The 24270-nt window shown below is 73.9% G+C and carries 23 protein-coding genes; 12 read left to right on the top strand and 11 right to left on the bottom strand.

The features are described 5' to 3' along the window. Positions 1-47: 47 nt before the first annotated feature. Both BS73_RS32525 and BS73_RS32520 read right to left on the bottom strand, forming a co-directional pair. The gene (locus tag BS73_RS32525; protein WP_037577954.1) at positions 48-560 is read right to left on the bottom strand and encodes a Dps family protein; all 513 of its coding nucleotides are present in this window, start codon (positions 558-560) and stop codon (positions 48-50) included. A 125-nt stretch (positions 561-685) separates the two neighbouring features. Further along, positions 686-1558 carry an aldo/keto reductase gene (locus BS73_RS32520; protein WP_037582235.1) on the bottom strand — a complete coding sequence of 291 codons (873 nt, stop codon included), beginning with the start codon at positions 1556-1558 and terminating at the stop codon, positions 686-688. An 88-nt stretch (positions 1559-1646) separates the two neighbouring features. On the opposite strand from BS73_RS32520, the gene BS73_RS32515 reads away from it, so the two are divergent. Further along, positions 1647-2261: a TetR/AcrR family transcriptional regulator gene (locus BS73_RS32515; RefSeq protein ID WP_037582233.1), complete on the top strand. Its 615-nt coding sequence runs from the start codon at positions 1647-1649 to the stop codon at positions 2259-2261. A 109-nt stretch (positions 2262-2370) separates the two neighbouring features. Here BS73_RS32515 and tuf read toward each other — a convergent pair whose 3' ends face one another. Beyond that, positions 2371-3573 (bottom strand): elongation factor Tu, encoded by a 1203-nt coding sequence (tuf, locus tag BS73_RS32510; protein ID WP_037577953.1) that lies wholly within the window; start codon positions 3571-3573, stop codon positions 2371-2373. Between the two features lie 342 nt (positions 3574-3915). Between tuf and BS73_RS32500 the strand changes: the two genes are divergently transcribed. The 5 genes from BS73_RS32500 to BS73_RS38515 all read left to right on the top strand — a co-directional run bounded on the left by BS73_RS32500 (position 3916) and on the right by BS73_RS38515 (position 7265). Continuing rightward, positions 3916-4359 (top strand): GntR family transcriptional regulator, encoded by a 444-nt coding sequence (locus BS73_RS32500; RefSeq protein ID WP_051941248.1) that lies wholly within the window; start codon positions 3916-3918, stop codon positions 4357-4359. Then, positions 4356-5369, top strand: a complete 1014-nt coding sequence (locus BS73_RS32495; protein WP_037577951.1) for an ABC transporter ATP-binding protein — start codon at positions 4356-4358, stop codon at positions 5367-5369. Before BS73_RS32500 ends, BS73_RS32495 begins: the two co-directional genes overlap by 4 nt. 259 nt (positions 5370-5628) lie before the next feature. After that, on the top strand, positions 5629-6399 hold the full coding sequence (locus tag BS73_RS32490) for an ABC transporter permease (RefSeq protein ID WP_161789728.1): 771 nt from the start codon (positions 5629-5631) through the stop codon (positions 6397-6399). A gap of 75 nt (positions 6400-6474) precedes the next feature. Beyond that, positions 6475-7101, top strand: a complete 627-nt coding sequence (locus BS73_RS32485) for a TetR/AcrR family transcriptional regulator (RefSeq protein ID WP_037577949.1) — start codon at positions 6475-6477, stop codon at positions 7099-7101. Beyond that, entirely contained in the window at positions 7098-7265 is a 168-nt protein-coding gene (locus BS73_RS38515; RefSeq protein ID WP_161789727.1) for a hypothetical protein, read from the top strand. The genes BS73_RS32485 and BS73_RS38515 overlap by 4 nt, the downstream gene beginning before the upstream one ends. A 119-nt stretch (positions 7266-7384) precedes the next feature. On the opposite strand, the gene BS73_RS32480 is transcribed toward BS73_RS38515, so the two are convergent. From BS73_RS32480 to BS73_RS32455, 6 genes are all read right to left on the bottom strand, one after another. After that, the gene (locus BS73_RS32480; RefSeq protein ID WP_037577948.1) at positions 7385-8635 is read right to left on the bottom strand and encodes a vWA domain-containing protein; all 1251 of its coding nucleotides are present in this window, start codon (positions 8633-8635) and stop codon (positions 7385-7387) included. Continuing rightward, a complete protein-coding gene (locus tag BS73_RS32475) occupies positions 8632-9903 on the bottom strand; it encodes an AAA family ATPase (protein WP_037577945.1) in 1272 nt (423 codons plus the stop codon). Before BS73_RS32475 ends, BS73_RS32480 begins: the two co-directional genes overlap by 4 nt. A 38-nt stretch (positions 9904-9941) precedes the next feature. After that, positions 9942-11264 (bottom strand): hypothetical protein, encoded by a 1323-nt coding sequence (locus tag BS73_RS32470; RefSeq protein WP_051941633.1) that lies wholly within the window; start codon positions 11262-11264, stop codon positions 9942-9944. Between the two features lie 336 nt (positions 11265-11600). After that, positions 11601-12395 carry an SDR family NAD(P)-dependent oxidoreductase gene (locus BS73_RS32465; protein WP_037577943.1) on the bottom strand — a complete coding sequence of 265 codons (795 nt, stop codon included), beginning with the start codon at positions 12393-12395 and terminating at the stop codon, positions 11601-11603. A 56-nt stretch (positions 12396-12451) separates the two neighbouring features. Continuing rightward, complete coding sequence (locus BS73_RS32460) at positions 12452-12898, bottom strand: PPOX class F420-dependent oxidoreductase (RefSeq protein ID WP_037577942.1); 447 nt, start codon at positions 12896-12898, stop codon at positions 12452-12454. Positions 12899-13037: 139 nt separating this feature from the next. Then, complete coding sequence (locus BS73_RS32455) at positions 13038-13685, bottom strand: TetR/AcrR family transcriptional regulator (protein ID WP_037577941.1); 648 nt, start codon at positions 13683-13685, stop codon at positions 13038-13040. 68 nt (positions 13686-13753) lie between these two features. Between BS73_RS32455 and BS73_RS32450 the strand changes: the two genes are divergently transcribed. Together BS73_RS32450 and BS73_RS32445 are read left to right on the top strand one after the other, a co-directional pair. Further along, positions 13754-14425: a hypothetical protein gene (locus BS73_RS32450; RefSeq protein ID WP_037577939.1), complete on the top strand. Its 672-nt coding sequence runs from the start codon at positions 13754-13756 to the stop codon at positions 14423-14425. A 32-nt stretch (positions 14426-14457) separates the two neighbouring features. Then, on the top strand, positions 14458-15081 hold the full coding sequence (locus BS73_RS32445) for a GDSL-type esterase/lipase family protein (protein WP_037577937.1): 624 nt from the start codon (positions 14458-14460) through the stop codon (positions 15079-15081). Between the two features lie 227 nt (positions 15082-15308). On the opposite strand, the gene oxc is transcribed toward BS73_RS32445, so the two are convergent. Beyond that, positions 15309-17042 (bottom strand): oxalyl-CoA decarboxylase, encoded by a 1734-nt coding sequence (oxc, locus tag BS73_RS32440; RefSeq protein WP_051941247.1) that lies wholly within the window; start codon positions 17040-17042, stop codon positions 15309-15311. A gap of 211 nt (positions 17043-17253) precedes the next feature. After that, the gene (locus BS73_RS32435) at positions 17254-18261 is read right to left on the bottom strand and encodes a LysR family transcriptional regulator (protein ID WP_051941246.1); all 1008 of its coding nucleotides are present in this window, start codon (positions 18259-18261) and stop codon (positions 17254-17256) included. A gap of 200 nt (positions 18262-18461) precedes the next feature. On the opposite strand from BS73_RS32435, the gene BS73_RS32430 reads away from it, so the two are divergent. From BS73_RS32430 to fdhF, 4 genes are all read left to right on the top strand, one after another. Beyond that, positions 18462-19184, top strand: a complete 723-nt coding sequence (locus BS73_RS32430) for a GntR family transcriptional regulator (RefSeq protein ID WP_037577936.1) — start codon at positions 18462-18464, stop codon at positions 19182-19184. Between the two features lie 141 nt (positions 19185-19325). Further along, positions 19326-19820, top strand: a complete 495-nt coding sequence (locus tag BS73_RS32425) for an NADH-quinone oxidoreductase subunit NuoE family protein (protein ID WP_037577935.1) — start codon at positions 19326-19328, stop codon at positions 19818-19820. Next, positions 19817-21448, top strand: a complete 1632-nt coding sequence (locus tag BS73_RS32420; RefSeq protein WP_084704524.1) for a formate dehydrogenase beta subunit — start codon at positions 19817-19819, stop codon at positions 21446-21448. Before BS73_RS32425 ends, BS73_RS32420 begins: the two co-directional genes overlap by 4 nt. After that, positions 21445-24270 carry a formate dehydrogenase subunit alpha gene (gene fdhF, locus BS73_RS32415; RefSeq protein WP_051941245.1) on the top strand — a complete coding sequence of 942 codons (2826 nt, stop codon included), beginning with the start codon at positions 21445-21447 and terminating at the stop codon, positions 24268-24270. Before BS73_RS32420 ends, fdhF begins: the two co-directional genes overlap by 4 nt.

Genomic DNA, 24270 nt, shown 5'->3' with positions numbered 1-24270 from the left:
GTGGTGTGTCCGTCCCGGGCGCCGGTGGTGCGGTTCCGCCGTCTTCGTCAGGCCGTGCTGCGGTTCTCCGCGCGGACCATCCAGGCGAGCTTCTCCAGGTTCTCGATGATCTGGTGGAGCTGGTCGGCGGTGGTCGGGTCCTCGGAGTCGACCCCGTCGTGCACCTTGCGGCAGGTGTCGGCCGCGGCGTGCAGCCGGGTGGCGGTCAGGTCGACCACCTTCGGCACGTCCAGCTCGCCCTCCGGGAAGGCCGGCAGCGTGGTGGTCGCCGCCACCACGTCGGTACGGGCGTCCGGGACGGCGCCCAGGGCCCGCATCCGCTCGGCGATGGTGTCGCTCTGCCCGCGGGCCTCGTCGACCACCTCGTCCAGTTGGAGGTGGAGATCGCGGAAGTTGTGGCCGATGACGTTCCAGTGCGCCTGCTTGCCCTGCAGATGCAGCTCCACCAGGTCCACCAGGACCTGCTGCAGCGCCTCGGCCAGATGCCGGCTCGCCGTGAAGCCCACCGAGGCGTCGGCCTCGGTGCGGCGCTTGCCGGAGGTGGCGGTGGTGGTGGTCATCGTGACTCCTCTTGCTCTCTCTCCATCGGTCAGCGGTCTCTGCTCACTCTCTTGGCCGTACCGAAACCTCGCAACCCGGGACGAAAGCCCCCATTTCCATGGGCCGACGGCATCGGCCGACCGGATCAGCCGAGGGCGGCCAGCGCCTCCGCGTCCAGGGTCAGCGAGCCGGCCGCGACGTTCGCCTCCAGGTGAGCGGGGTCGGCGGTGCCGGGGATGAGGAGGGTGTTCGGGGCGCGGTGGAGGATCCAGGCGAGGCCGACCTGCTGCGGGGTGGCGCCGAGGCGCTCGGCGGCGGCGCGCACCGCGGGCTGCTCGGCCACCTTGGGGTGGTCGGGGAAGGTCCCACCGAGGGGGAAGAACGGCACCCAGGCGATGCCCTCGGCGCGGCAGAGCTCCAGCATGTCCTCGTTCTCCCGGGACACCAGGCTGTAGGAGTTCTGCACGCAGACGATCCCGGCCGGGAGCGCCCGGCGGAGGCCCTCGATGTCCACACTGCCCAGACCGATCGCGCCGATCTTGCCCTCGTCGCGCAGTGCGGTCATCTCGGCGAGCTGGTCGTCCAGGTCGACGATCTGGTCGCCCTCGGCGCGCAGGCCCGGACCGGTGTCCATCCGGCGCAGGTTGACCACCGGGACCTGCTCGACCCCGAGGCTCTTGAGGTTGTCCTCCACACTGGCCCGGAGCTGCTCCGGGCGCTGGGCCGGGCGGATGGGGAAGTCGCCGCCGGGGTCCGGGTCGGCGCCGACCTTGCTGACGACCAGGACGCCGTCCTCGGGCCGCAGCGCCTCGCGCAGCACCTCGTTGGCGCAGTCGTAGAACTCGGCGGTGTCGATGTGGTCGACACCGAGCTCGACCACCCGCCGGATCAGTGCGACGGCCGAGGCGCGGTCCTCGTTGAAGCGCCGGAGCTGGAGGGCGCCGTAGCCGATCCGGGAGACGGTGCGGCCGGCGAGCCGGCCGGTGCCGCCGGGGCGGGGGTTGGGTGTGCAGCGGATGTCATCGAAGCACCCTCTCGTGAGACCATGGGCGAAGCGGAGGAACCTCCGCCTAGTCGACGATAGCAGAAACGGAGGAACCTCCGCTTTGACTCCGCCCGATTCCGCGCCGAACCCGCCCATCGCCCCGCGCCCTGGGCGCCCCGGGCGTGCCGACGCGCGGCGCAACCGCGACAAGCTGGTCGAGGCCGCCCGCGCGGTCTTCACCAGCTCGGGCGACGCCGTCCCACTGGAGACCGTGGCCCGCGAGGCCGGGGTCGGCATCGGCACCCTCTACCGCCACTTCCCCAGCCGGGAGGCCCTGGTGGAGGCCGTCTACGCGGCCGAGCTCGACGAGGTCACGGCGAGCGCCCCGGCCCTGCTGGCCGACCGGCCCCAGCAGCCGGAGGCCGCGCTGCGCGCCTGGCTGGACCGCTATGCGCGGTTCGTCGCCACCAAGCGCGGGATGATGGCCACCCTGCGGGCCGGCTGGGCCTCCGGCCGGATCGCCACCCCCGCCACCCGCGAGCGGGTCACCGCCGCGCTCGCCGGCTTCCTGACCGCGGGCGCGGCCACCGGAACGCTCCGCTCGGACGTTCCGCCCGAGGACGTCACCTCCATGCTGCTCGGCGTCGTCCTCTCCACCTCCGCCGCCACCGACGACCCCGGGCAGACCGCGCGGCTGCTCGACCTGCTGGTGGACGCCCTCCGCCCGCGGGGCTGAGCAGAGGGCGCCCGACAGGGGCCTGCGCCGGCGGGTGCGCTCCCCGCGAACTGGCGGGTGCGCTCCCCGTGAACTGGCGGGTGCGCTCCCGCGCGCTGACGCGTGGGCGCTACCCCCTGACCTCCAGGACGGTGCCCGCCGCCACCGTGCGGCCGCCCTCGCGGACGGCGAAGCCCAGTCCCGGCTCCAGCGGGACCGGCCGGCCCAGCACCACCGAGACCTCGGCGGTCTCCCCGGGCAGGAGCCGGGCAAGCCCCCCGCCGAGGGTGATGTCGCCGACCACGTCCCCCGTCCGCAGGTAGAACTGCGGCCGGTAGCCGGTGGTGACCGGCGTCCGCCGGCCGCCCTCGGCGGCCGACAGCAGGTGCAGCCGCGCGGTGCAGCGGGTGTGCACCGAGACACTGCCGACCGCGGCGACGACCATTCCGCGCCGCACCTGCCCGCGCTGCACACCGCGCAGCAGCAGCGCCACGTTGTCGCCAGCCTCGGCGCTCTCCATGGTCCGGCCGAAGGTCTCCACGCCGGTCACCACCGTCTCCAACCCGGCGTCGTAGCCCAGTACTTGGACCCTCTCGCCGAGCGCGATCCGGCCGCGCTCGACCGCACCAGTGACGACCGTGCCGCGGCCGGTGACGGTGAGGACGTTCTCCACCGGGAGGAGGAACGGGGCGTCGGTGTAGCGCACCGGGGTGGGCAGATACGCGTCCACCTCGTCCAGCAGGCGGAGCAGTGCCGCCGTCCACCTCGGGTCGCCCTCCAGCGCCCGCAGGCCGGAGACCGGGAGGACCGGCAGGCCGGCCCCGTCGTAGCCGTGCGCCGAGAGCAGCTCGCGGACCTCGAGCTCGACCAGTTCGAGCAGCTCGGGGTCGGCGCCGTCGGCCTTGTTGAGGGCCACCACCACGTGCTCCACACCGACCTGCCGCGCCAGCAGGACGTGCTCGGCGGTCTGCGGCATGACGCCGTCCTGCGCGGAGACCACCAGGATCGCGCCGTCCAGCTGCGCGGCGCCGGTGATCATGTTCTTCACGAAGTCCGCGTGGCCGGGCATGTCCACGTGGGCGTAGTGGCGGGCGGCGGTCTCGTACTCGACGTGGGCGATGTTGATGGTGATGCCGCGGGCGGCCTCCTCCGGGGCGCGGTCGATGCGCTCGAAGGGGACGTAGCGGGCGGCGGCGCCCTCGCCGGCCGCGGCCGCGCGCTCGGCGAGGACCTTGGTGATGGCGGCGGTGAGGGTGGTCTTGCCGTGGTCGACGTGACCCATGGTGCCGATGTTCAGATGCGGCTTGGTCCGCAGAAAGGCCTGCTTGGCCATGGCGGGATGCTCTCCGGTAGTCGTGGGACGTGCCTGACGGGACCTCAGCGACGGGCCGACCTTCCCCGTCCGAGGTCCCGGGACTTCCCGGAGAAGGTCAGCTTCGCGCGCCGTCGAGGGCTGCGAACGCCAGCGCTGCGGCTGCCAGTGCTGCGGCTGCCAGTGCTGCGGCTGCCGGGGCAGCGGCCATCGCGCCCGCGGCTGCGGGGGACTCTGCGATGGCGTACCGGAACATGCCGATCATCGTGCCCGGCACCGCTCCCCCGCGCCAGCGAATTTCTCCTGCGGCCATTTCGCGCGAACCCCTGGACAAGTGACGGGGCGTCATCTCATGCTTTATCTATGAGAGTAGATAAAGCAGAAAGCGGCGGGCGGGGGTCGCCGATCGAGTTCCGGCTCGATCCCTCCTCCGGTGTGCCGACCTACCTCCAGCTCGTCCAGCAGGTCGAGCACGCCCTGCGACTCGGCTACCTCGCCGTCGGCGACCGCCTCCCCAAGGTGAAGGACGTGGTGGCCGAGCTGGCCATCAACCCCAACACCGTACTGAAGGCCTACCGCGACCTGGAGGTGAAGGGGCTGGCCGTCGGCCGGCCCGGCCAGGGCACCTTCGTCCGGGCCACCCTCGGCGAACTGCCCTCCGGCGACCAGGGCGCCCTGCGCGAGGACCTCCTCGGCTGGATGCGCTCGGCCGAGGAGGCCGGGCTGGACCCGGACGGCATGGTCGCCCTCTTCACCAGCACACTGCATTCCTTTCGGACCGGAAGAACGGGGGTAGCGACGAGATGATCGACATACCCGGACTCGCCCTGGAGACCGAGGCGCTGGGCAAGCGCTACCGCTCCACCTGGGCGTTGCGCGACTGCACCCTCGCACTGCCCGAGGGCAAGGTGATCGCACTGGTCGGCCCGAACGGCGCGGGCAAGACCACCCTGCTGCACCTGGCCGTGGGACTGGTCACCGCGACCACCGGGAGGATCACCGTCCAGGGCGGACTCGCCGCCGGCGGCCCCGAGGCGCTCGCCGCCGTCGGCTTCGTGCCGCAGGACGCGGCGCTCTACCCGAACCTGTCCGTCGCCGACACCATCCACCTCGCCCGCAACCTCAACTCCGGCTTCGACGCGGCACGCGCCCGGGCCCGCGTCGCCGAGCTGGACCTCCCGCTGAGCCGGAAGGTGGGACGGCTCAGCGGTGGCCAGCGCGCCCAGATCGCGCTCACCCTGGCACTGGCCAAGCGGCCGCGGCTGCTGATCCTGGACGAGCCGCTGTCCAGCCTGGACCCGCTGGCCCGGCACGAGTTCACCGCGGCACTGATGGCGGCGGTCGCCGAGGACGGGATCACCGTGCTGTACTCCTCGCACGTGGTCTCCGAGTTGGAGCGGGTCTGCGACCACCTGGTCGTCCTCAACGGCGGCCGGGTGCAGATCGCCGACGACGTCGAGGTGCTCCTGGCCACCCATGCCGTGTACAGCGGACCGGCCGAACTCGCCGACGGCGTCGGCTCCGTGCTGACGGTGGTCCGCGAGCGCCGGGCGGGCTCGCAGGCCCATCTGCTGGTGCGTACGGACGACGCGGCCGCGGGACTGGGTGCGGGGCCGGCCGCGGGACTTGCCGCAGGACCGGTCGCGGGACCGGCCGGGCTGTCGGCCGGCGAGCTGCCGGCCTGGCCGCCGCCCGGCTGGCAGGCGCATCCGGTCGGACTGGAGGAGCTGATCCTCTCCTACCTGCGGCAGCCCGCCGCCTCCGCCCTCCCGGGGGCAGCCGAACCGTCCGCCTCCGGAAGGAGCGTGTCCGCATGAGCGCCTCGATCACCGCCGCCGCGGGCCCGGCCGGCGCCGCCGCCCCGGCCCGGCGCCGGCCGCCCCGCCCCCGCTCCTCCGGCTCGCCTGGGTCACCTGGCGCCAGCACCGCACGGCCGTCCTCGGGCTGTTCGGCGTCTTCGCCGCCGGGGCGCTGGCGCTCCTCCTCTACGGGCTCTCCGAACACGCCGACTTCCGCAACTTCGGCATGGCCGCCTGCCTGCCGCTCGCTCACCTCAGCCGGGGCTGCCCCACCGCGATGAGCCTCTTCGCCCATGACCGCAGCCGCATCACCCAGCTGATCGCCGGCTCCATCGGACTGCCCGTGCTCTTCGGGATCTTCCTCGGCGCCCCGCTGCTGGCCCGCGAGTTCGAGTCGGGCACCTACCGTTTCGCCTTCACCCAGGGCGCCGGCCGCACCCGGTGGCTGGTCACGAAGATCTCCCTGCTCTCCGTCTTCACCGTGCTCACCGCCCTCGGCTTCACCCTGACCGTGATCTGGTGGTTCGCGCCCCTGGTCCCCCTCGACGGCCGGCTGAGCGGCAGCGCGGTCTACGAGATCTACGGCGTGGTCTTCGTCGCCCGCGCGCTCTTCGCGCTGGCGCTCGGCATCTGCGCCGGGGCGGTACTGCGCCGGGTGGTACCGGCGATCGGGGTGACCCTCGCGATCTGGACCGGCCTGACCATCGCCACCACGGCGTGGTTCCGGGCACACCTGATGCCCCCGCTCCACGTCACCGACGCCGATGCCCCGAGCGGCGCCTGGGCACTCAGCCAGAGCTGGACGGACGCCGCCGGCCGAGCGGTCGGCCGGGCCCGCATCGCGGAGCTGCAGTACCAGGCCGCCCAGCGGGGCCACAAGTTCGACACGACCGCCTACCTGGCCCGCGAGGGCTACCACCACAGCGTCAGCTACCAGCCGGGCAGCCGCTTCTGGGACTTCCAGCTCATCGAGGGCGGCGGTCTGGTCCTCCTCTCACTCCTGCTGCTCGCCGCCGCGGTCCTGCTGGTGCGACGGCGAGCCGCCTGAGCTGGGCGTGGCCTTGCCCGGGACCGGACTTGGAGCTATCTTGAAACGATCGTTCCAAGTTCTTCGGGGTGAGGCATGCCGGATATCAAGCACTTCGATCCGGACCGCGTGCTGGACGCGGTCGTCGACCTGGTCTGGCGCCAGGGGGAGCCGTCGACCGGTGTCCAGGACATCGTCGGCGCCACCGGGCTCAACCGGTCCAGCCTGTACTCCACCTTCGGCGGCAAGCAGGACCTCTACCGCGCCGCGCTGCGCCGCTATGTGGAGCAGCGCTCGCAGCCCGCGTTCGACCGGCTGGCCGGCGACGGACGCGGGCTGCGAGCGATCGCGGCCTTCTTCGACGGACTGATCGACGCCCGGTGCAGTGGTCCGTACGCGCGCTGGGGCTGCATGGTCTCCAACGCCCACGCGGCCGCAGCGGACGCCCCGCCCGAGATCCGCGAGATCCTCGACGAGCATCACCGCCGACTCCACGCCGCGCTGGCCGCGGCGCTCGGCGACGCCGGGCGGACCGGTGCACTGCGGCCCGGAGTCGACGTCTCCGGGGCCGCGGACCAGCTCGCACTGCTGGCCTACGGCATCAACCTGCGGTCTCGGGCGGGGGCCGACGCGGGGGCACTGCGCGCCGCGGTCGGCTCGGCGCTCGCCGGCCTCTCCACCGTCCCCGACGGGGACCAGGACCTGAACGGGAGCACGTCATGAGCGCTTTCACCCGCACCGCCCCCCGCCCGCAGCAACGAAAGCGGCCGGGGTCGCAGACCACCGCGCCACCGGCCGCCCGCCGCCTGCGCGCCCGCGCCCGCCGCGCGGCGGCAGTGCTCCGGGCACTGGCCACCGAGCCCCGGGACCCGTTCACGATGCTGTGACCGCGACCGCGGACGCGACCACGACTCCGCGCCGAAGGCCCCGCCGGCGTCGTTGACCAGCACGTCCACCCGGCCGGCGCCGAGGCCGGGGCCCTGGGGGGCGGCCGCGGCCTCCGGGTTCAGCCGCGGCCGGTCGCGATGGTGACGACGCGCGCCCAGGCGGGCGGGGGGTCGGGGCAGTAGTCCGGGTGGTCCTCGATACGGCCGCGGGAGGCCGGGGCCCGTGGGAAGAGGCCGATGACGGTACGGCACGGGGGGCGTGCGTCCGGCCAGGGGGTCTGGCCGTCGGTGAGGGCGACCAGGACGTCGGGGCGGGTGCGGAGCGCGCGGGAGAAGCCCGCGCGGAGGTCCGTACCGCCACCGCCGATCAGCGGGACGTTCTCGGCGCCGCAGAGGCGGTGCACGGTGTCGGCGGCGGCGTCGCAGGGCACCACGCCGACCAGGTCGCGGCGGCCGCCGACGGCCCGGGCGATCGCCGCCACCTCACGCAGGGCGGCGCCGAGTTCGGCGTCGCTGACCGAGCCCGAGGTGTCGATCACCACGGAGACCCGCGGCGGCCTGCGGCGCAGGCTGGGCAGCAGGACCCCGCCCGGGATCCCGGAAGAGCGGCGGGAGGGGCGCCCGTACGAGTAGTCGTCGCCGGCGCCGGCGGAGCTGATCGCCGAGCGGAGCGCCGAGCCGAGCAACTGCCGCCAGGGCTGCGCCGACTGGAAGGCCTCCTCGGCCCAGCGCCGCCAGCCGGCGGGCACGCTGCCCGGGCTGCCGGTGATGCCCTGGGCCACCCGGAAGCGGACGGCGTCCCGCTCCTGGTCGGTCAGGCCGTGCGCGCCGTCCGGGCCGAGCTCCCAGCCGCGCTCCCGGCCGTCGGCACCGCTGCCGCAGTCCAGCCAGGCCAGGTGCTGGGTGTACGGTCCGAGGCGGAAGCAGCGGAGGTAGTCCTCCATCAACTGGCCTTCCGCCAAACGCAGATGGGCCGGTCGGACGGCGCCCTCGGGAGTGGGCAGGCCCTCGCCGTAGGCGTCGTCGTTGATCTCGCAGTCGGCGGCGATGTTCATCCGCAGCCGCTCGCCCGGACCGGTCAGCCCGTGTTCGCGGGCGTAGCGGTCGCTGCGGCCGTGGTGGTCGCGGAGGAGGTGGGAGACCTCGTGCACCCAGACCGCGGCCAGCTCTTCGAGGGGGGTGCGGTCGACGAAAGCGGGCGAGACGTAGCAGCGCCAGTGGCGGTCCACGGCCATCGTCGGGACCAGCCGGGACCCGACGGTGTGCAGCGCGAAGAGAGCCGTGGCCAGGTACGGGCGCGCGCGGGCGGCGTACAGGCGGGCGGCGAAGAGCTTCTCCTCGTCGTAGGAGCAGGAGGCGGCAGGGGTCATCGGCCCGCCTTTCTTGCCGCGCGGTCCGCACGGCCCGAAGGGCCCGCCCGGTCGGCGCGGTGGGAGAGGGAGACGACTCCGGTCAGGCGCTCGATGGCCGCGGGAACCTGCCAGTCCTCGCGGCGCAGCGAGGCCAGGGTGGTGGCCGGGACCACCACCAGGTCCGGCGCGCCGGTCTCCACCGCGCGCACCAGCACCCGCCAGGCGGCGTCCCAGCGTGCCCGCTCCGGACGGGCGCGGACCGCCGCGACCACCCCGTCCAGTACGGCCTGCCGGAGGTCGCCGCGCTCGGGAAGCTCGGCGGACAGCGGGTCGGCGAGCAGCGCCTCCGGATCGGGGAGGTCCATCCGGTCGATCGAGGCCAGCAGTTCCAGGCCGGGGCCGTCCCCGACCGCCCCCCTGACCAGCAGCGACAGCACCTCCCGGGAGGTGCCGGCGGCCTCGGCGAAGGCGATCAGACGGAGCGTCATCTCCCAGCTGCGGGGCGAGGGCCAGGCCCCGCCCTGCTGGGTCTCCCGGCTCGGCAGCCGGTGGACGAGAGCGGGCCGGGCCGCGAGCAGTCCGCAGACCGCGCGGCGGGCGAAGGGGACCGCGGCGGGCAGCCGGTCCGGGTCCAGCGCGGGCAGGTCGGCCCGCGGCCAGACACCGCCGAGGCCGCGGACCACCACCTCGTGGTCGTGCGCCCAGGGGAGGTGGACGAAGCGGTTGGCCAGCGGCGGGCTCAGCTCCCAGCCGTCGGCCGCCGAGGCCCTGGGGTTGGCGGCGGCCACGATCCGCACCCCGGGCGGGAGCCGGAGCGAGCCGACCCTGCGCTCCAGCACCAGCCGGAGCAGGGCGGCCTGCACGGCCGGCGGGGCCGTGGACAGCTCGTCGAGGAAGAGCAGCCCGCGCCCGTCCCGCACCAGTCGGACCGCCCAGTCGGGTGGGGCCATCGGGACGCCCTCGGTCGTCGGATCGGCGCCGACCACCGGCAGTCCGGCGAAGTCGGAGGGCTCGTGGACGCTGGCGATGACGGTGGTCAGCGGCATCTCCAGGGCCTCGGCGAGCTGGGTGATCGCCGCGGTCTTGCCGATCCCCGGCTCTCCCCAGAGGAGCACCGGGAGGTCGGCGGCGACGGCGAGGGTGAGCGCCTCCAACTGGGTGTCGGGGCGCGGTTCGGTGCGGGTGTCGCCGAGGAGCGCGAGGAGGGCTTCGGCCACGTCGACCCGGGGGCGGGGGCGGGAGGCGGTGGGGGCGGTTGCGCTTGCGGTGATGGTGACTCCATTCATATGCGGCATCGGTCTCATGGGGGGTCGGTGACGGGGGGTCAGTATCGGCGCCCGGGTGGCGGGCCCGAACAGGCGAGGCCGGCGCGGAAGAGCCCGTGGGCGATCCGCCCCCGCACTGCTTCCTCCAGCGCGTCCCGCAGGGGGCCGTCCCGGAGCAGTGCGTCCGCGCCCAGCAGGGCCTCGACGACCGCCAGGGCGCCTGAGGTGTCGCCGTGCCGCAGTCGCTCGCGGATGTCGGCCAGTTCCTCCGGTGCACGGTGCGCTCGGTCGATGAAGTCCAGGCAGGGCAGCGGCCGGCCGGACAGCGCGGCGAGCAGTTCCTCTCGGCGGATCTCCTCAGGACCGTGGTCGAGGGCGGTGAGCCGGCCGCCGACCAGGGCGACGCGGTGCTCGACACCCCGGCAGTCGACCAGCAGCGGATCCCGGCCGGGGCCGGTCGCGCCCGGTCGGCGGGTCTGCGGCCCCCGCCGGGCCTGCGCCTGCGCCTGCGGCGCCAACGCCTCGGCGACCAGCGGATGCAGCCGGTCGGGCTCGATCAACCCGGCCCGCAGCAGCGCCAGATCGGGCAGCCCCCAGGTCGCGGCGTCGGGGAGCAGGGGCGGAGGCGGCCCGTTCCGGCCGTCCTCCTCGGTGCGGCCCCCGTCCGGGGTCAGCAGCAGTCGGCGACCTCGTCCGAGGCGGACCGCGACCGGCCCGGGGAGGCCCCCCTCGGCACGCAGGAGGATCCGCGCCTCCTCCGACCAGCGTTCCACCGCGCACCGCGCGAACTCCCACTCGGCCAGCCCGGCGGCCTCGGCGAGCTCGGCGGCCTCGGCGCCCCCGGCAGACGTCCGGTCCGCACCGCTGCGCAGGCGCAGCTCGCCGGCTCGGTCCGCATCCCAGAGGTGGCGGTGCAGGTCGAGCCGGAACCGGCGGTCGGGATGCCGGCCCCCTCCCCCCTCCCACAGCGCGAGGCTGATCCGCTGCCCGCCGGCCGCCCAGGCCGGGGGCGTACGGGCGACGAGGTGGAGGCGGCCGGCGGCGGCCGGGTCTCCGCCGTAGCGGGCCAGCGCCACCGTCAGGCCGGGCCGGAGCAGTCCGTCCGGGAGGGTCCTCGGAAGGTGCCAGCGCAGCAGTTCGGGGGCGAGCCGGCGGAGGTCGGCGCGGATCCGCGCGGCGAGGCCGCGGCCGTGGGTGCGGGCGATCCGGCGCAGGTCGAGATCGGCGTCCACCCGTGCGGCGGCGCAGGCGCCCGCCCAGTCGCCGCGCAGGCGATGGGCGGTTGCGGTCTCGATCATGGAGGGCGGTACGGCGAACTCGCGCACGCGCCGCCAGCAGAGAAGTCGGGCGTCCCCGGTCGGGTCGGCGTTCTGAGTGCCCATCAGCACTCGCCTTGTGCGACCGGTGCCCCCAATCCAGCGAGAGATTGAGTGATCATCGCCGCCGAGTGTAGCGCTCCGGAGCCGGCACCCGCCAGGGTCTACTGGGCTTCGCGCCGCGATGCCGCCGCCCCGGAGGCAGCGCCGCAGGCGCGAACCAGGGGCGCGGGGAACTGCGCGCCCCGTGCGAAACGGCGCCGCACCCGGCGACGGCACTCGGGTTGCCACCCGAATTTCGCAGCCGAGTGCCGCAGAGCGGATGGCTGGCCGTACGGTTTCCCGCGCCCCCTACTCGCGCCTCCGGCGCTGCACCGGGGGCGCGACATCACGCCGCGGAACTCAGTGCGCCTCGGTTCCGTCCGCGGGCCTGCGGGCGACCTTGTGCTGTGCGGCCTGGGCGACCGGGCGGACGACCAGCAGGTCCACGTTGACGTGCGGGGGCCGGGTGACCGCCCAGGAGACGGTGTCGGCCACGTCGTCCGCGGTGAGCGGCCGCTCGACGCCGGCGTAGACGGCCGCCGCCTTGTCGGCGTCGCCGCGGTAGCGGGTGAGGGCGAACTCGTCGGTCTGCACCATTCCCGGCGCGATCTCGATCACCCGGATCGGCTCCCCGCACAGCTCCAGGCGGAGGCTTCCGGCCAGGGCGTGGACGCCGTGCTTGGCCGCCGCGTACCCGCCGCCGCCCTCGTACGCCACCTGCGCGGCGGTGGAGGAGACGATCACCACGGTGCCGGCGCCGGAGGCCCGCAGCGCGGGCAGCAGCGACTGCGTGACCTGGAGTACGCCGAGCACGTTGACCTGGAACATCCGCTCCCAGTCGGCCGGGTCGGCCTCCTCCACGTACTCCGCGCCGAAGGCCCCGCCGGCGTCGTTGACCAGCACGTCCACCCGGCCCAGGGAGTCCGCGAAGGCGCGCACGGCGGCCCGGTCGGTGACGTCCAGCGGGTACGCCAGGTGGGCGTCGGCGCCGGTGAGGCCGTCCGCCGCGTTGAGCTCCTTGGCGAGGGCCTCCAGCCTGGCCGCCCGCCGGGCGGTGAGCACCACCCGGTAGCCGTCGGCGGCGAGCCGCCGGGCGGAGGCGGCGCCGATCCCGCTGCTGGCTCCGGTGACCACCGCCACCTTGCGTTCCGTCATCGCGCTGTACCCCGGGGCTCGTTCCGTCGCTGGCGGGAGACACCCTACCGGGCGGCTCAGCCCTGGCCGACCTGCCCGTACACCCGCTTGATCCGGAGCCGGAGCACCAGCCGCTGGTCGCGGACCATGGCGGCGCGGTAGTCCGCCCAGTCGGGGTGCTCGCCCTGGACCGCGCGGTAGAGGGTGATCAGCTCCTCCACCGCGGCGTCGTCCGGCTCCGCGGCGACGGCGGAGAGCTCGGCGTCGCCCTCGGCGACCGCCCACTGCCAGCCGTCCTCGCTCATCACGTGCAGCGAGACCCGCGGGTCCCGCCGCGCGTTGCGGACCTTGGCGCGGGAATCGGTGACGGAGATCCGGACCGTGTCCTCGTCCGGGAAGTAGGCGTAGTTGATGTTGGAGATCTGCGGGCGGCCGTCCCGCTTCAGCGTGACCAGCGCGCCCAGTCGGCGCGATCCGATCAGCTTGCGCAACGCGGCGTCCCGCTCGGCGTCCTGACTGCCCATCACATGCTCCCCTGCTCGGTGTCGGAACTCGGCAACGCCCGCCGCCGGGCGGGGATTCCCCGGGCCGCCGGGGTTGCTCCGAATCGGTGAGCCCCTCAACTCGCCCGCCGAGGACGGGTTCGCGGACGGCCGCGGCCGCTCAGCGCGCCAGCCCGTCGAGCAGCGCGCGCATCCCGGCACGGAACTCCGCCTCGGGCGTGCTGTCGCGAGCCGCGCCGGCGATCTCGACCAGTCGCGGGTAGCGGTCGCCCGGCAGTGCGCGGAAGCGGGCGATGGTGGACTCGGCGGCCCCCGGTCCGCCGCCCTCCGGGGTGCTGAGCGGTCCGGCGAGCTCGGTCTGGGCGAAGGCGGTGGCCATGGTGCTGACCGCGCGGAAGGCGGTGAGGAGCCGCCGGCCGGTCAGGCCACCCCGGGAGAGCGCCGCGAGCAGCGCCTCCGCGATGTCCAGGAAGGCGGCGGACCGGCTCCGCCGGGCGAGGATCAGCGGGACCGCCTGGGGGTGCTCGCGTACCGCCCGCCACACCCCCTCGGCGATCCGGAGGGCCTCCGCCCGCCAGTCCTCCTCCGGGTCCGGCGCGGACGGCAGGCGGACCGCCCGCAGCACCGCGTCCACCGCGCAGCCCTCCAGCCCGGCGCGGTCGTCCACGTAGGTGTAGAGGGTCATCGGCCCGGTGCCCAGCCGGGCCGCGACCGCCCGCAGGGTCAGCCCCGGCTGGCCGTGGTCGTCCAGCACCGCCAGGGCCGCGTCCTCCACCTCGGCGCGGCTGAACCGCGGTCGGCGTCCCACCCCTTGACTCTCCCTCGGCTCGATCTACTATTCACGTACAACCGTACGTCAATGAATGTGAGCGTGCGATGATACTGATCGAGATCAGCCACCCGGCAGGGGCGCTGGCGGAGGCCGAGCAGGCCGAGATCGCCGGCCTGATCACCACCGGCCTGATGACCGCGGCCGGCGAGGCGCCGGCCGAGACGATGGGCCGGGCCCGGCGGATGACCCATGTGCTCTTCCACGAGGCGCGCGGCTGGCACACCGGTGACGGCCCGGTGGCGCCGGACGCGCCCCCGCCGTTCCTGGTCACCATGACCGTGCCGGAGGCCTGGCGGGAGGAGATGTCCCGGCAGTCGGTCGCCGTGGTGCGGAAGGCGCTGCGGGCGTACGACCGGAAGCACGGGTTCGTCCGGCCGGGCGGGGACGTGTGGATCAACGTGCTGGGTGTGGCGGACGGCAGCATCGGCCTGAACGGCAAGCCGACCACCGCGACCGGCGTGGTCGCCTACATGACGGAGGACTACCGCGCCTCCACCGAGAGGACTTCCGCCGAGAGCGCTTCCGCCGAGAGCACCCCCGACGAGGCGCTTCCGGAGGGCGTGGTCATCGACCCGGTCTGCGGCATGCGGGTCCGCCTCGGCCCCGGCGCCATCACCCTGGAGCGCGAGGACGGCACCGTCGGCTTCTGCGCCACGGGCTGCCGGGAGACCTATCTGGAGCGGGAGCGGGAGCGCGAGGCCGCCGGAGGGGCCTGAGCGGCGCCCGGCCGCCCCGTAGGCTGAGCCGGGTGAACAGGGACATCCGCATCAGCTTCGTCGGCGACTCCTTCGTCCAGGGTGTCGGCGACCCCGAGTACCGCGGCTGGGTCGGCCGGGTGCTCCAGTCCACCGCCGGGGGGCCGGAGCCCGCTCCGACAGGGTTCAACCTCGGGATCCGCCGCAACACCTCCGAGGACGTCCGGCGCCGGCTCGGGCGGGAGTTGGCGCCGCGCCTGGTGCCGGGCGCGGACAACCGGCTGGTGGTCTCGTTCGGCAGCAACGACATGGTCGAGGAGGAGGGCCGGCTCCGCGTCGAGGCCGACCGCACGCTGGAGAACCTCGACGCCGTCCTGGAGGAGGCCGCGCGGCTGCGGGCCGCCGCGCTGGTGGTCGGCCCGCCGCCGGTGATCGACGCGGGCGAGCCGCATCTGCTGCGCACCCGGGCGCTCGCCGAGCGGATGGCCGCGCTCTGCGAGAAGCGCGGACTCCCCTTCGTCCCCACCACCGACGCCCTCGCCGAGGACCCCGCCTGGCGCACGGAGGCCCTGGCCGGCGACGGCGCCCACCCCGCCTCCGGCGGCTACCGCCGGCTGGCCGGGATCGTCCTCTCCAGCGGCTGGGCCCGGTGGCTCGCCACCGGCGACCGGGCCTGAGGCCGGGCCACTCCCCCGACCTCCCCGTCTCCCAATCTCCCCGTCTCCGCGTCCCCCGTCTCCCCCGCGAGCGGCCCGCTGCGCGCCTCCGCGCCCGTCGGCGGCCGATCTCTCCGACCGCCGACGGGCGCGGCACCACGACGGATGGGGGGGTCGTCGCGCAGTGCCAGTGCCCCCGCCTCTGGTTCGCCCGGCGCTGCGGGCCGATACAGCCAACCGCCGCGCCCTCACTGCTTGGCGCTGATCCCCTTCGGGTTGAGGTGGGCGATGTTGCCGCTCTCGGTGCCGTCGGCCGGGTCGATGACGCAGTCGATCAGAGCCGGCTCGCCGGCGGCCAGTGCCTCCCGCAGGGCGGTGGCCACCTCGTCGGGGGTGGTGGCCCGGTAGCCCTTGCCGCCGAAGGCCTCGATCATCCGCTCGTGCCGGGCGCCGAGGGCGGTCGGCGCCGGGTCGTCGGTGGTGGAGGCCTCGTCGCCGCGGTAGACGCCGCTGTTGTTGAGGACCAGGGTGACGATCGGCAGGCGGTAGCGGCAGACCGTCTCGATCTCCATCCCGCTGAAGCCGAAGGCGCTGTCGCCCTCGACCGCGACCACCGGGTCGCCGGTCTCCACGGCGGCGGCGATGGCGTAGCCCATGCCGATGCCCATCACGCCCCAGGTGCCGACGTCCAGGCGGTGCCGCGGCCGCTGCATGCCGATCGTGCTGCGCGCCTTGTCCAGCGCGTTGGCCCCCTCGTTGACCAGTTTGACGTTCGGGTGCTCGGCCAGGACGTCCCGGACGGCCTGCAGGGCGCCGAGGAACTGCATGGGCGCGGCCTCGCGGGCGGCGGCCAGCTTGCCGGCCATCCGGTCGACGTTCTTCCGGGTGCGGTCGGCGAGTTCGTCCTTCCACTCCGCGGAGACCGAGATCTGCCCGGGCTTGGTCCGCTCGGCCAGCGCCTCCAGCACCGAGCCGACGTCGCCGACGAGCGGCGCCGCGATCGGCTGGTTGCTGTCCATCTCGTTGGCCGCGATGTCCACCTGGATGAACTTGGCGTCCGGGTTCCACTGCGGCGCCTCGCCGTGCCCCAGCAGCCAGTTGAGCCGCGCGCCGACCAGCAGGACCACGTCGGCCCGCTTCAGCGCCAGCGAGCGCGCGGTGGCCGCGGACTGCGGGTGGTCGTCCGGCAGCAGGCCCTTGGCCATCGACATCGGGAGGTACGGGATGCCGGTGCTCTCCACGAATTCCCGTACCTGGGAGTCGGCCTGGGCGTACGCGGCGCCCTTGCCGAGGACGATCAGCGGCCGCTCGGCGCTCGCCAGCAGGTCGATCGCGCGGTCCACCGCCTCGTGCGAGGGCAGCTGGGCGGGGGCCGGGTCGACGACCTTCCACAGCGAGGCCGCGCCCTTCTCCGCGTCGATCACCTCGCCGAGTACCGCGGCCGGGATGTCCAGGTAGACGCCGCCGGGCCGGCCGGAGGCGGCGGTGCGGATGGCGCGGGCGATGCCGCGGCCGATGTCCTCGGCGCGGTGCACCCGGTAGGCGGCCTTCACGAAGGGCTTGGCGGCGGCCAGCTGGTCCAGCTCCTCGTAGTCGCCGCGCTGGAGGTCGACCAGGTGGCGCTCGCTGGAGCCCGATATCTGCACCATCGGGAAGCAGTTGGTGGTGGCGTTGGCCAGCGCCACCAGGCCGTTGAGGAAGCCGGGCGCGGAGACCGTCAGGCAGATGCCCGGCTTCTTGGTGAGGAAGCCCGCCGCGGCCGCCGCGTGGCCGGCGTCGCTCTCGTGGCGGAAGCCGATGTACCGGATGCCGGAGGCCTGGGCGACCCGCGCCAGGTCGGTGATCGGGATGCCGACGACGCCGTAGACGTTCTCGACCTCGTTGATCTTGAGCGCGTCGACGACCAGATGGATCCCGTCGGTCAGCGCGGCCTGCTCGGCCGTGCCCTCCGGTTCCCCGGCCGGCTTCGATACGGCGGTCATGGTCAGGCCCCTTCCTGGGTGCTGCCTCTGTGCTGCTGCCTGTGCGACTACTGCTGTTCGGTGTTCCGTGCCCGGTGCTCGGTGTCCTGTGCTCGGTGCTCCCCACTCTCCGCGCCGGGCCCGGAGCCGTCCAAGATCTGCTGCGAACCGGCCGATAGACGCCGTTTATCAAGCGGGCCCTGAGCGGAGTCCGGCCGCTCCCGCGGAGTTCTCACGCCGCCTGCCGCGCCCGCGCGAGGTCGCGGCCCTGCGCGCCCAGCCGCTCGTCCAGGGCCAGCCCGACCGCCGCCCGGAGGAAGGCGCGGGCGAGGACGGAGCCCGGCCGGCCGGCGTTGATCGCCAGCGAGATCTCCTCCCGACCGGCCGGCTCCGGCTCCAGGCCCGGTGCCGCACCCGAACCCGCACCCGAACCCAGCCCCGCCCCCGCCTCCGGGTCGACCAGGGGAAGGGCCCGCATCCCGGCGGTCATCGGCATGGTGCGCAGCCACGTCTGCGGGACCACCCCGACCCAGGAGCCGGTGGCCACCAGGGCGTAGAGGGTGGCCAGCGAGTCGGCCTCGACCTGCGGGGTCGGGGCCAGGCCGGTGCGGGCGAAGGCCGCGTCGATGAGCTGGCGGAACTTCAGGTCCGGGGTGAGGAGGGCGAGCGGCAGCTGCGCGGCCTCGGCCCAGCCGATCGGGTCGCCGCCGGGGACCAGCTGCTCGCCGGAGACGATGAGGACGTACCGCTCCCGGTAGAGCGGCATCACCTCCAGCCCCTCCCGCTCGTCCGGGGCGAAGTGGGCGATGGCCGCGTCCAGTTCGAAGTCCCGGAGCCGGCGGCGGAGTTCGGCGGCGGACAGCCCCGCGCAGACCTTGACCCTGGCCAGCGGGTGGGTGGCGCAGAAGGCGGCCACCGGGAGCCCGGTGACCGTCGAGACGGTGGGTTCGGTGCCCAGCCGCAGGGTGCCGGTGATCCCCGACCGCATCGCCGCCACCTCGGTCTTGAAGGTGTCGTGCTCGGCGAGGATTCGCTTGGCCCAGACGACCAGCCGCTCGCCCTCCGGGGTGAGTCCCTCGAAGTTGTGGCCCCGGTTGATCAGCATGACGTTGAGCTCGCGCTCCAGCTTGGCGATGGCCGTGGAGAGGGCGGGCTGGGAGACGAAGCAGGCCTCCGCGGCCCGAGCGAAGTGCCGCTCCCTGGCCACCGCCACGAAGTACTCGAGCTGACGGAACAACATGGGCGGCTCCCCTTGGCCCGGCCCGGTGCCCCCGGGCGACGGCGTCACGCTGAACATTGTATCCAGTATTCTCCGATTCGTAGATCGAGTTCAGCAAGATGTCGGACGGGCTTTCCGGGAGCGGGGACGGCGAACAGCCGAAGACGGCACTTCGTCGACTGTATGCTCAAAACAGTTCCCCTGGACTTACGGAGTAGGCCATGACCGAAGCAGCCAGCGCCTCACCCACCCCCGCCCGCCGCGCGAAGAGCAGCACGCGCGCCGTCGCCCGGCCGGTACCGCTGCGCCAGGCGGTCTACAACGCCATCGCGGACATGATCATCACCCGCGAACTCCAGCCCGGGGAGCACCTGGTGGAGATCGAGTTGGCCGGCGAGCTGGGCGTGAGCCGGCAGCCCGTACGGGAGGCCCTGCAGCGGCTGCACACCGAGGGCTGGGTGGACCTCCGCCCGGCCCAGGGCGCCTTCGTCCACGTCCCCACCGAGGAGGAGGCCGACCAGCTGATGGCGGTCCGCGCCATGCTGGAGGCCGAGTCGGCCACCCTCGCCGCCGAGCGCGCCACCCCGGAGGAGATCGAGGACCTCTGGGAGCTGCAGCGGATCGGCGAGGCCGCGCTGGAGCAGGCGGACAACACCGAGGCGCTGGTCGAGGCGAACGCCAACCTCCACCGCCGGCTGGTGGAGATCGCCGGAAACCAGGTGCTCACCGAGCACATCTCCATGGTGGACCGGCGGATGCGCTGGTACTACGCCCCGATCGCGCAGGGCCGGGGCCGCAAGGCCTGGGACGAGCACGCGGCGATCATCCGCGCGGTGGCCGCGCACAAGGCGCAGCGCGCCGGCGAGCTCATGCGCCGGCACGCCGAGACCACTCGGCACGCCTACGCGGAGGCCTCGCAGGAGGCGGAGGGCAGGACCGCCTGAGCGGAGCCGGCTGAGCGAGGCCGGCTCAGCGGGGCCGCCGAGATCGAAGCAGAAAAGCACATACTGGACTCTGTATACAGTATGGCTGCATCCGGTAGCGTGGTCGGGTGGTGCGGCGACTTCTACGTCAGGAGGCACCGGATGCCCGCCAGTCGAACGAGCGATGAAGCAAGCGCCAGACAGACCAGCCAGATCCGGGAGATCACGGCCCGCCATCGGAACCGGCGCGGGGCACTGCTCCCGATCCTGCACGACGTCCTGAACGCCCTGGGCTGCGTACCGCCGTCCGCGATCCCGGTGATAGCCGAGGAGTTGAACCTCTCCCGGGCCGACGTCCACGGTGTCGTCACCTTCTACCGGGACTTCCGCCGGGAGCCCGCCGGCCGCACCGTGGTGCGGATCTGCCGGGCCGAGGCCTGCCAGGCCGTCGGCGCCGAGGAGCTGGTGCGCTGCGCCGGCGCCGAGACCGGCCTGGAGCCGGGCCAGACCTCCGCGGACGGAGCGCTCACCGTGGACCAGGTCTTCTGCCTGGGCAACTGCGCCCTGGGCCCGTCCGTCCAGATCGACGGCGCGGTACGCGGCCGGATGGCGCCCGCCGGGCTGCGCACCGTCCTCCGGACGGCGGTGAACTCATGACGGGTCGTCAGGAAGCGGTCACCGTCTACGTCCCGCGCGATTCGGCGGCCCGGTCCGTCGGCGCGGACGAGGTCGCCGAGGCACTGCGCACGGGTGCCGCGGCCGCGGGCCGCGCCATCCGGCTGGTCCGCAACGGCTCACACGGCGCCCTCTGGCTGGAGCCACTGGTCGAGGTCGCCACCGCGGAGGGCCGGATCGGCTACGGGCCGGTGGCCCCGGAGGACGTCCCGGCACTGCTGGACGCGGGCCTGCTGGACGGCGGCGAGCACCCGCTGCGGCTCGGCCCGGTCGGCGAACTCCCCTGGCTGGCCCGGCAGCACCGGGTCACCTTCGCCCGGGTCGGCGTCACCGACCCGCTCTCCCCCGAGGACTACCTCGCCCACGGCGGGATGGACGGCCTCCGCGCGGCCCTCGCCCTCTGCCCGACGGAGGTCGTCGACCGGGTCACCGCGTCCGGGCTGCGCGGGCGGGGCGGCGCCGGCTTCCCGGCCGGCGTCAAGTGGAAGACCGTGCTGGACACCGGCTCGGACTGCGAATCCGCCCTGGACGGCGTCAAGTTCGTCTGCTGCAACGCGGACGAGGGCGACAGCGGGACCTTCGCCGACCGGATGCTGATGGAGGGCGACCCCTTCCTCCTCATCGAGGGGATGCTGATCGCCGCCCACGCGGTGGGCGCCCGCGAGGGGTTCGTCTACATCCGCTCGGAGTACCCGGACGCCGTCGCCACCATGCGGGCCGCCGTCGACATCGCCTACGCCCAGGGCTGGTTGGGCGAGGGCGTCCTCGGCTCGCCGCTCCGCTTCGACCTGGAGGTCCGGGTCGGCGGCGGGGCGTACATCTGCGGCGAGGAGACCTCCATGCTGGACAGCCTGGAGGGAAGGCGCGGGCAGGTCCGCGCCAAACCGCCGATCCCGGCACTGCACGGCCTCTTCGGCCGCCCGACCGTGATCAACAACGTCCTCACACTGGCCGCCGTGCCGACCGTCCTCGCCGAGGGCGCCGAGGCGTACGCGGCACTGGGGGTCGGGCGCTCGCGCGGCACCCAGGTCTTCCAGCTGGCCGGCAACGTCGCCCGCGGCGGCATCGTGGAGACCGCCTTCGGCGTCACCCTCGGCGACCTGGTGGAGGAGTACGGCGGCGGCACCCGCAGTGGACGCCCGGTACGCGCGGTGCAGGTCGGCGGCCCGCTGGGGGCGTACCTGCCGGTCTCCCGGTTCGGCCTGCCGATGGACTACGAGGCGTTCGCCGAGGCCGGCGCGATGGTCGGGCACGGCGGTGTGGTGGTCTTCGACGACACCGTGGACATGGCCGCGCAGGCCCGGTTCGCCATGGAGTTCTGCGCCGAGGAGTCCTGCGGCAAGTGCACCCCCTGCCGGATCGGCTCGGTGCGCGGGGTGGAGGTCATAGACCGGATCATGAAGGACCACCAGGAGGCCGACCTCGCACTCCTCGAGGACCTCTGCGAGCTGATGACCGAGGGCTCCCTCTGCGCCATGGGCGGCCTGACGCCGATGCCGGTGCGCAGCGCCCTCACCCACTTCCCCGACGACTTCCTCTCCCGCGAGGCCCCCACTGGCGCCCCAGCCGAGGCGGACCGCCCGCACAGCACAGCGGAGGACACGGCATGACCCTGCTCAAGGAACCCGACTTCGGCACCCCGGAGCGTCCGGGACCGGCCACCGTCGACGTCTCGGTGGACGGCCTGCCGGTACGCGTCCCCGAGGGCACCTCGGTGCTCCGCGCCGCCGCCGAGGCCGGGGTACAGATCCCCAAGCTCTGCGCCACCGACAGCATGGAGGCCTTCGGCTCCTGCCGGCTCTGCCTGGTGGAGATCGACGGCAGGCGCGGCACCCCCGCCTCCTGCACCACCCCGGTCGAGTCCGGGATGCGGATCAGCACCCAGTCGCCCCGGCTCGCCCGGCTCCGCCGCAACACCATGGAGCTGTACATCTCCGACCACCCCCTGGACTGCCTGACCTGCCCCGCCAACGGGGACTGCGAACTCCAGGACATGGCCGGGGTGGTGGGCCTCCGCGAGGTCCGCTACGGCACCCCCGAGGACCCCGGCGCCAACCACCTGGACGCCCAGCCCGACACCAGCAACCCGTACTTCGACTTCGACCCGGCGAAGTGCATCGCCTGCTCGCGCTGCGTCCGGGCCTGCGACGAGATCCAGGGCACCTTCGCCCTCACCATCGAGGGCCGCGGCTTCGAGTCCAAGGTCTCCCCCGGCGCCGGCGAGTCCTTCCTGGACTCCGAGTGCGTCTCCTGCGGCGCCTGCGTCCAGGCCTGCCCGACCTCCACCCTCCAGGAGCGCTCGGTGGTGGACCTCGGGATGCCCACCCGCTCCGTCGTCACCACCTGCGCCTACTGCGGTGTCGGCTGCTCCTTCAAGGCCGAGCTGCGCGGCGACGAGCTGGTGCGGATGGTCCCCTACAAGGACGGCGGCGCCAACGAGGGCCACAGCTGCGTCAAGGGCCGGTTCGCCTTCGGCTACGCCACCCACCGCGACCGCAGGCTCAGGCCGATGCTGCGGGAGAGCACCAGCGACCCCTGGCGCGAGGTGGAGTGGGAGGAGGCGATCGGCTACACCGCCCGCCGCCTCCGCGAGATCCAGCAGCGCCACGGCACCGGCTCGATCGGCGCCATCTCCTCCTCGCGCTGCACCAACGAGGAGGTCTTCGTCGTCCAGAAGATGGTCCGGGCGGCCTTCCGCAACAACAACGTGGACACCTGCGCCCGGGTCTGCCACTCCCCCACCGGCTACGGGCTGAAGCAGACCTTCGGCGAGTCGGCCGGCACCCAGGACTTCCGCAGTGTGGCCGAGGCCGACGTGATCGTGGTCATCGGGGCCAACCCGACCGACGGCCACCCAGTCTTCGCCTCCCGGATGAAGCGGCGGCTGCGCGAGGGCGCCAAGCTGATCGTCGTCGACCCGCGCAGGATCGACCTGGTCCGCAGCCCGCACATCGAGGCCGAGCACCACCTCCAGCTCCGCCCCGGCACCAATGTGGCGGTGGTCAACGCGATGGCGTACGTGGCCGTCACCGAGGGCCTGGTGGACCGGGAGTTCACGGCCGCGCGCTGCGAGGGCTACGAGGAGTGGGCGGAGTTCGTCGCCCGCCCGGAGAACAGCCCGGAGGCGGTCGAGCCGATCACCGGAGTGCCGGCCGAGGAGCTGCGGGCCGCCGCCCGCCTCTACGCCACCGCCCGCAACGGCGCCATCTACTACGGCCTCGGCGTCACCGAGCACAGCCAGGGCTCGACCATGGTGATGGGGATGGCCAACCTGGCCATGGCCACCGGCAACATCGGCCGGGACGGCGTCGGGGTGAACCCGATGCGCGGGCAGAACAACGTCCAGGGCTCCTGCGACATGGGCTCCTTCCCCCACGAGCTGCCCGGCTACCGGCATGTCTCGGACGACGCCGTGCGCGGGATCTTCGAGGAGCTGTGGGGCGAGACCCTGCTCGCCGAGCCGGGCCTGCGGATCCCCAACATGTTCGACGCGGCGATCGGCGGCGGCTTCCGCGGGCTGTTCGTGCAGGGCGAGGACATCGCCCAGTCCGACCCCAACCTCCAGCACGTCACCGCGGCGCTGGAGGCGATGGAGCTGGTCGTGGTCCAGGACCTGTTCCTCAACGAGACGGCGAGGTTCGCCCACGTCTTCCTGCCCGGGGCCTCCTTCCTGGAGAAGGACGGCACCTTCACCAACGCCGAGCGCCGGGTCAACCGGGTGCGCGCGGTGATGCCGCCGAAGGCCGGGAAGCACGAGTGGGAGATCGTCTGCGAACTGGCCACCGCCATGGGCTACCCGATGTCCTACGACCACCCCGGGCAGATCCTGGACGAGATCGCCGCCACCACCCCGACCTTCGCCGGGGTCTCCTTCGACCTCCTGGACAAGCTGGGCAGCGTACAGTGGCCGTGCAACGAGGCCGCGCCGGCCGGCACCCCGGTGATGCACGTGGAGGAGTTCGTCCGGGGCAAGGGCCGGTTCATGCCGACCCCGTTCGTGCCGACCGAGGAGCGCAGCACCCGCCGCTTCCCGCTGATCCTCACCACCGGGCGGATCCTCAGCCAGTACAACGTGGGTGCGCAGACCCGCCGTACCGGGAACATCGCCTGGCATGCCGAGGACGTGCTGGAGATCCATCCGCACGACGCCGAGGACCGGGGGATCCGGGACGGCGACCTGGTGGCCGTCAGCAGCCGGGTCGGGCGGACCGAACTCCACGCCCGGATCTCCGACCGGATGCCGGCCGGGGTGGTGTACACCACCTTCCATCACCCGGTCAGCGGGGCGAACGTGGTGACCACGGAGAACTCCGACTGGGCGACCAACTGCCCGGAGTACAAGGTGACGGCCGTTCAGGTCGGGCCGGCCGCGCCGCTTCCCGCGGACGGCGTCCGGCGGCCGGCGGCGGCCAGCGTCGAGGCGGTGAACTGA

This window comes from Phaeacidiphilus oryzae TH49, from assembly GCF_000744815.1.
Classification (GTDB): Bacteria; Actinomycetota; Actinomycetes; order Streptomycetales; family Streptomycetaceae; genus Phaeacidiphilus; species Phaeacidiphilus oryzae.
The sequence above is the reverse complement of the archived record's forward strand: the minus strand, read 5'-3'. Positions and strand labels throughout refer to the sequence as shown.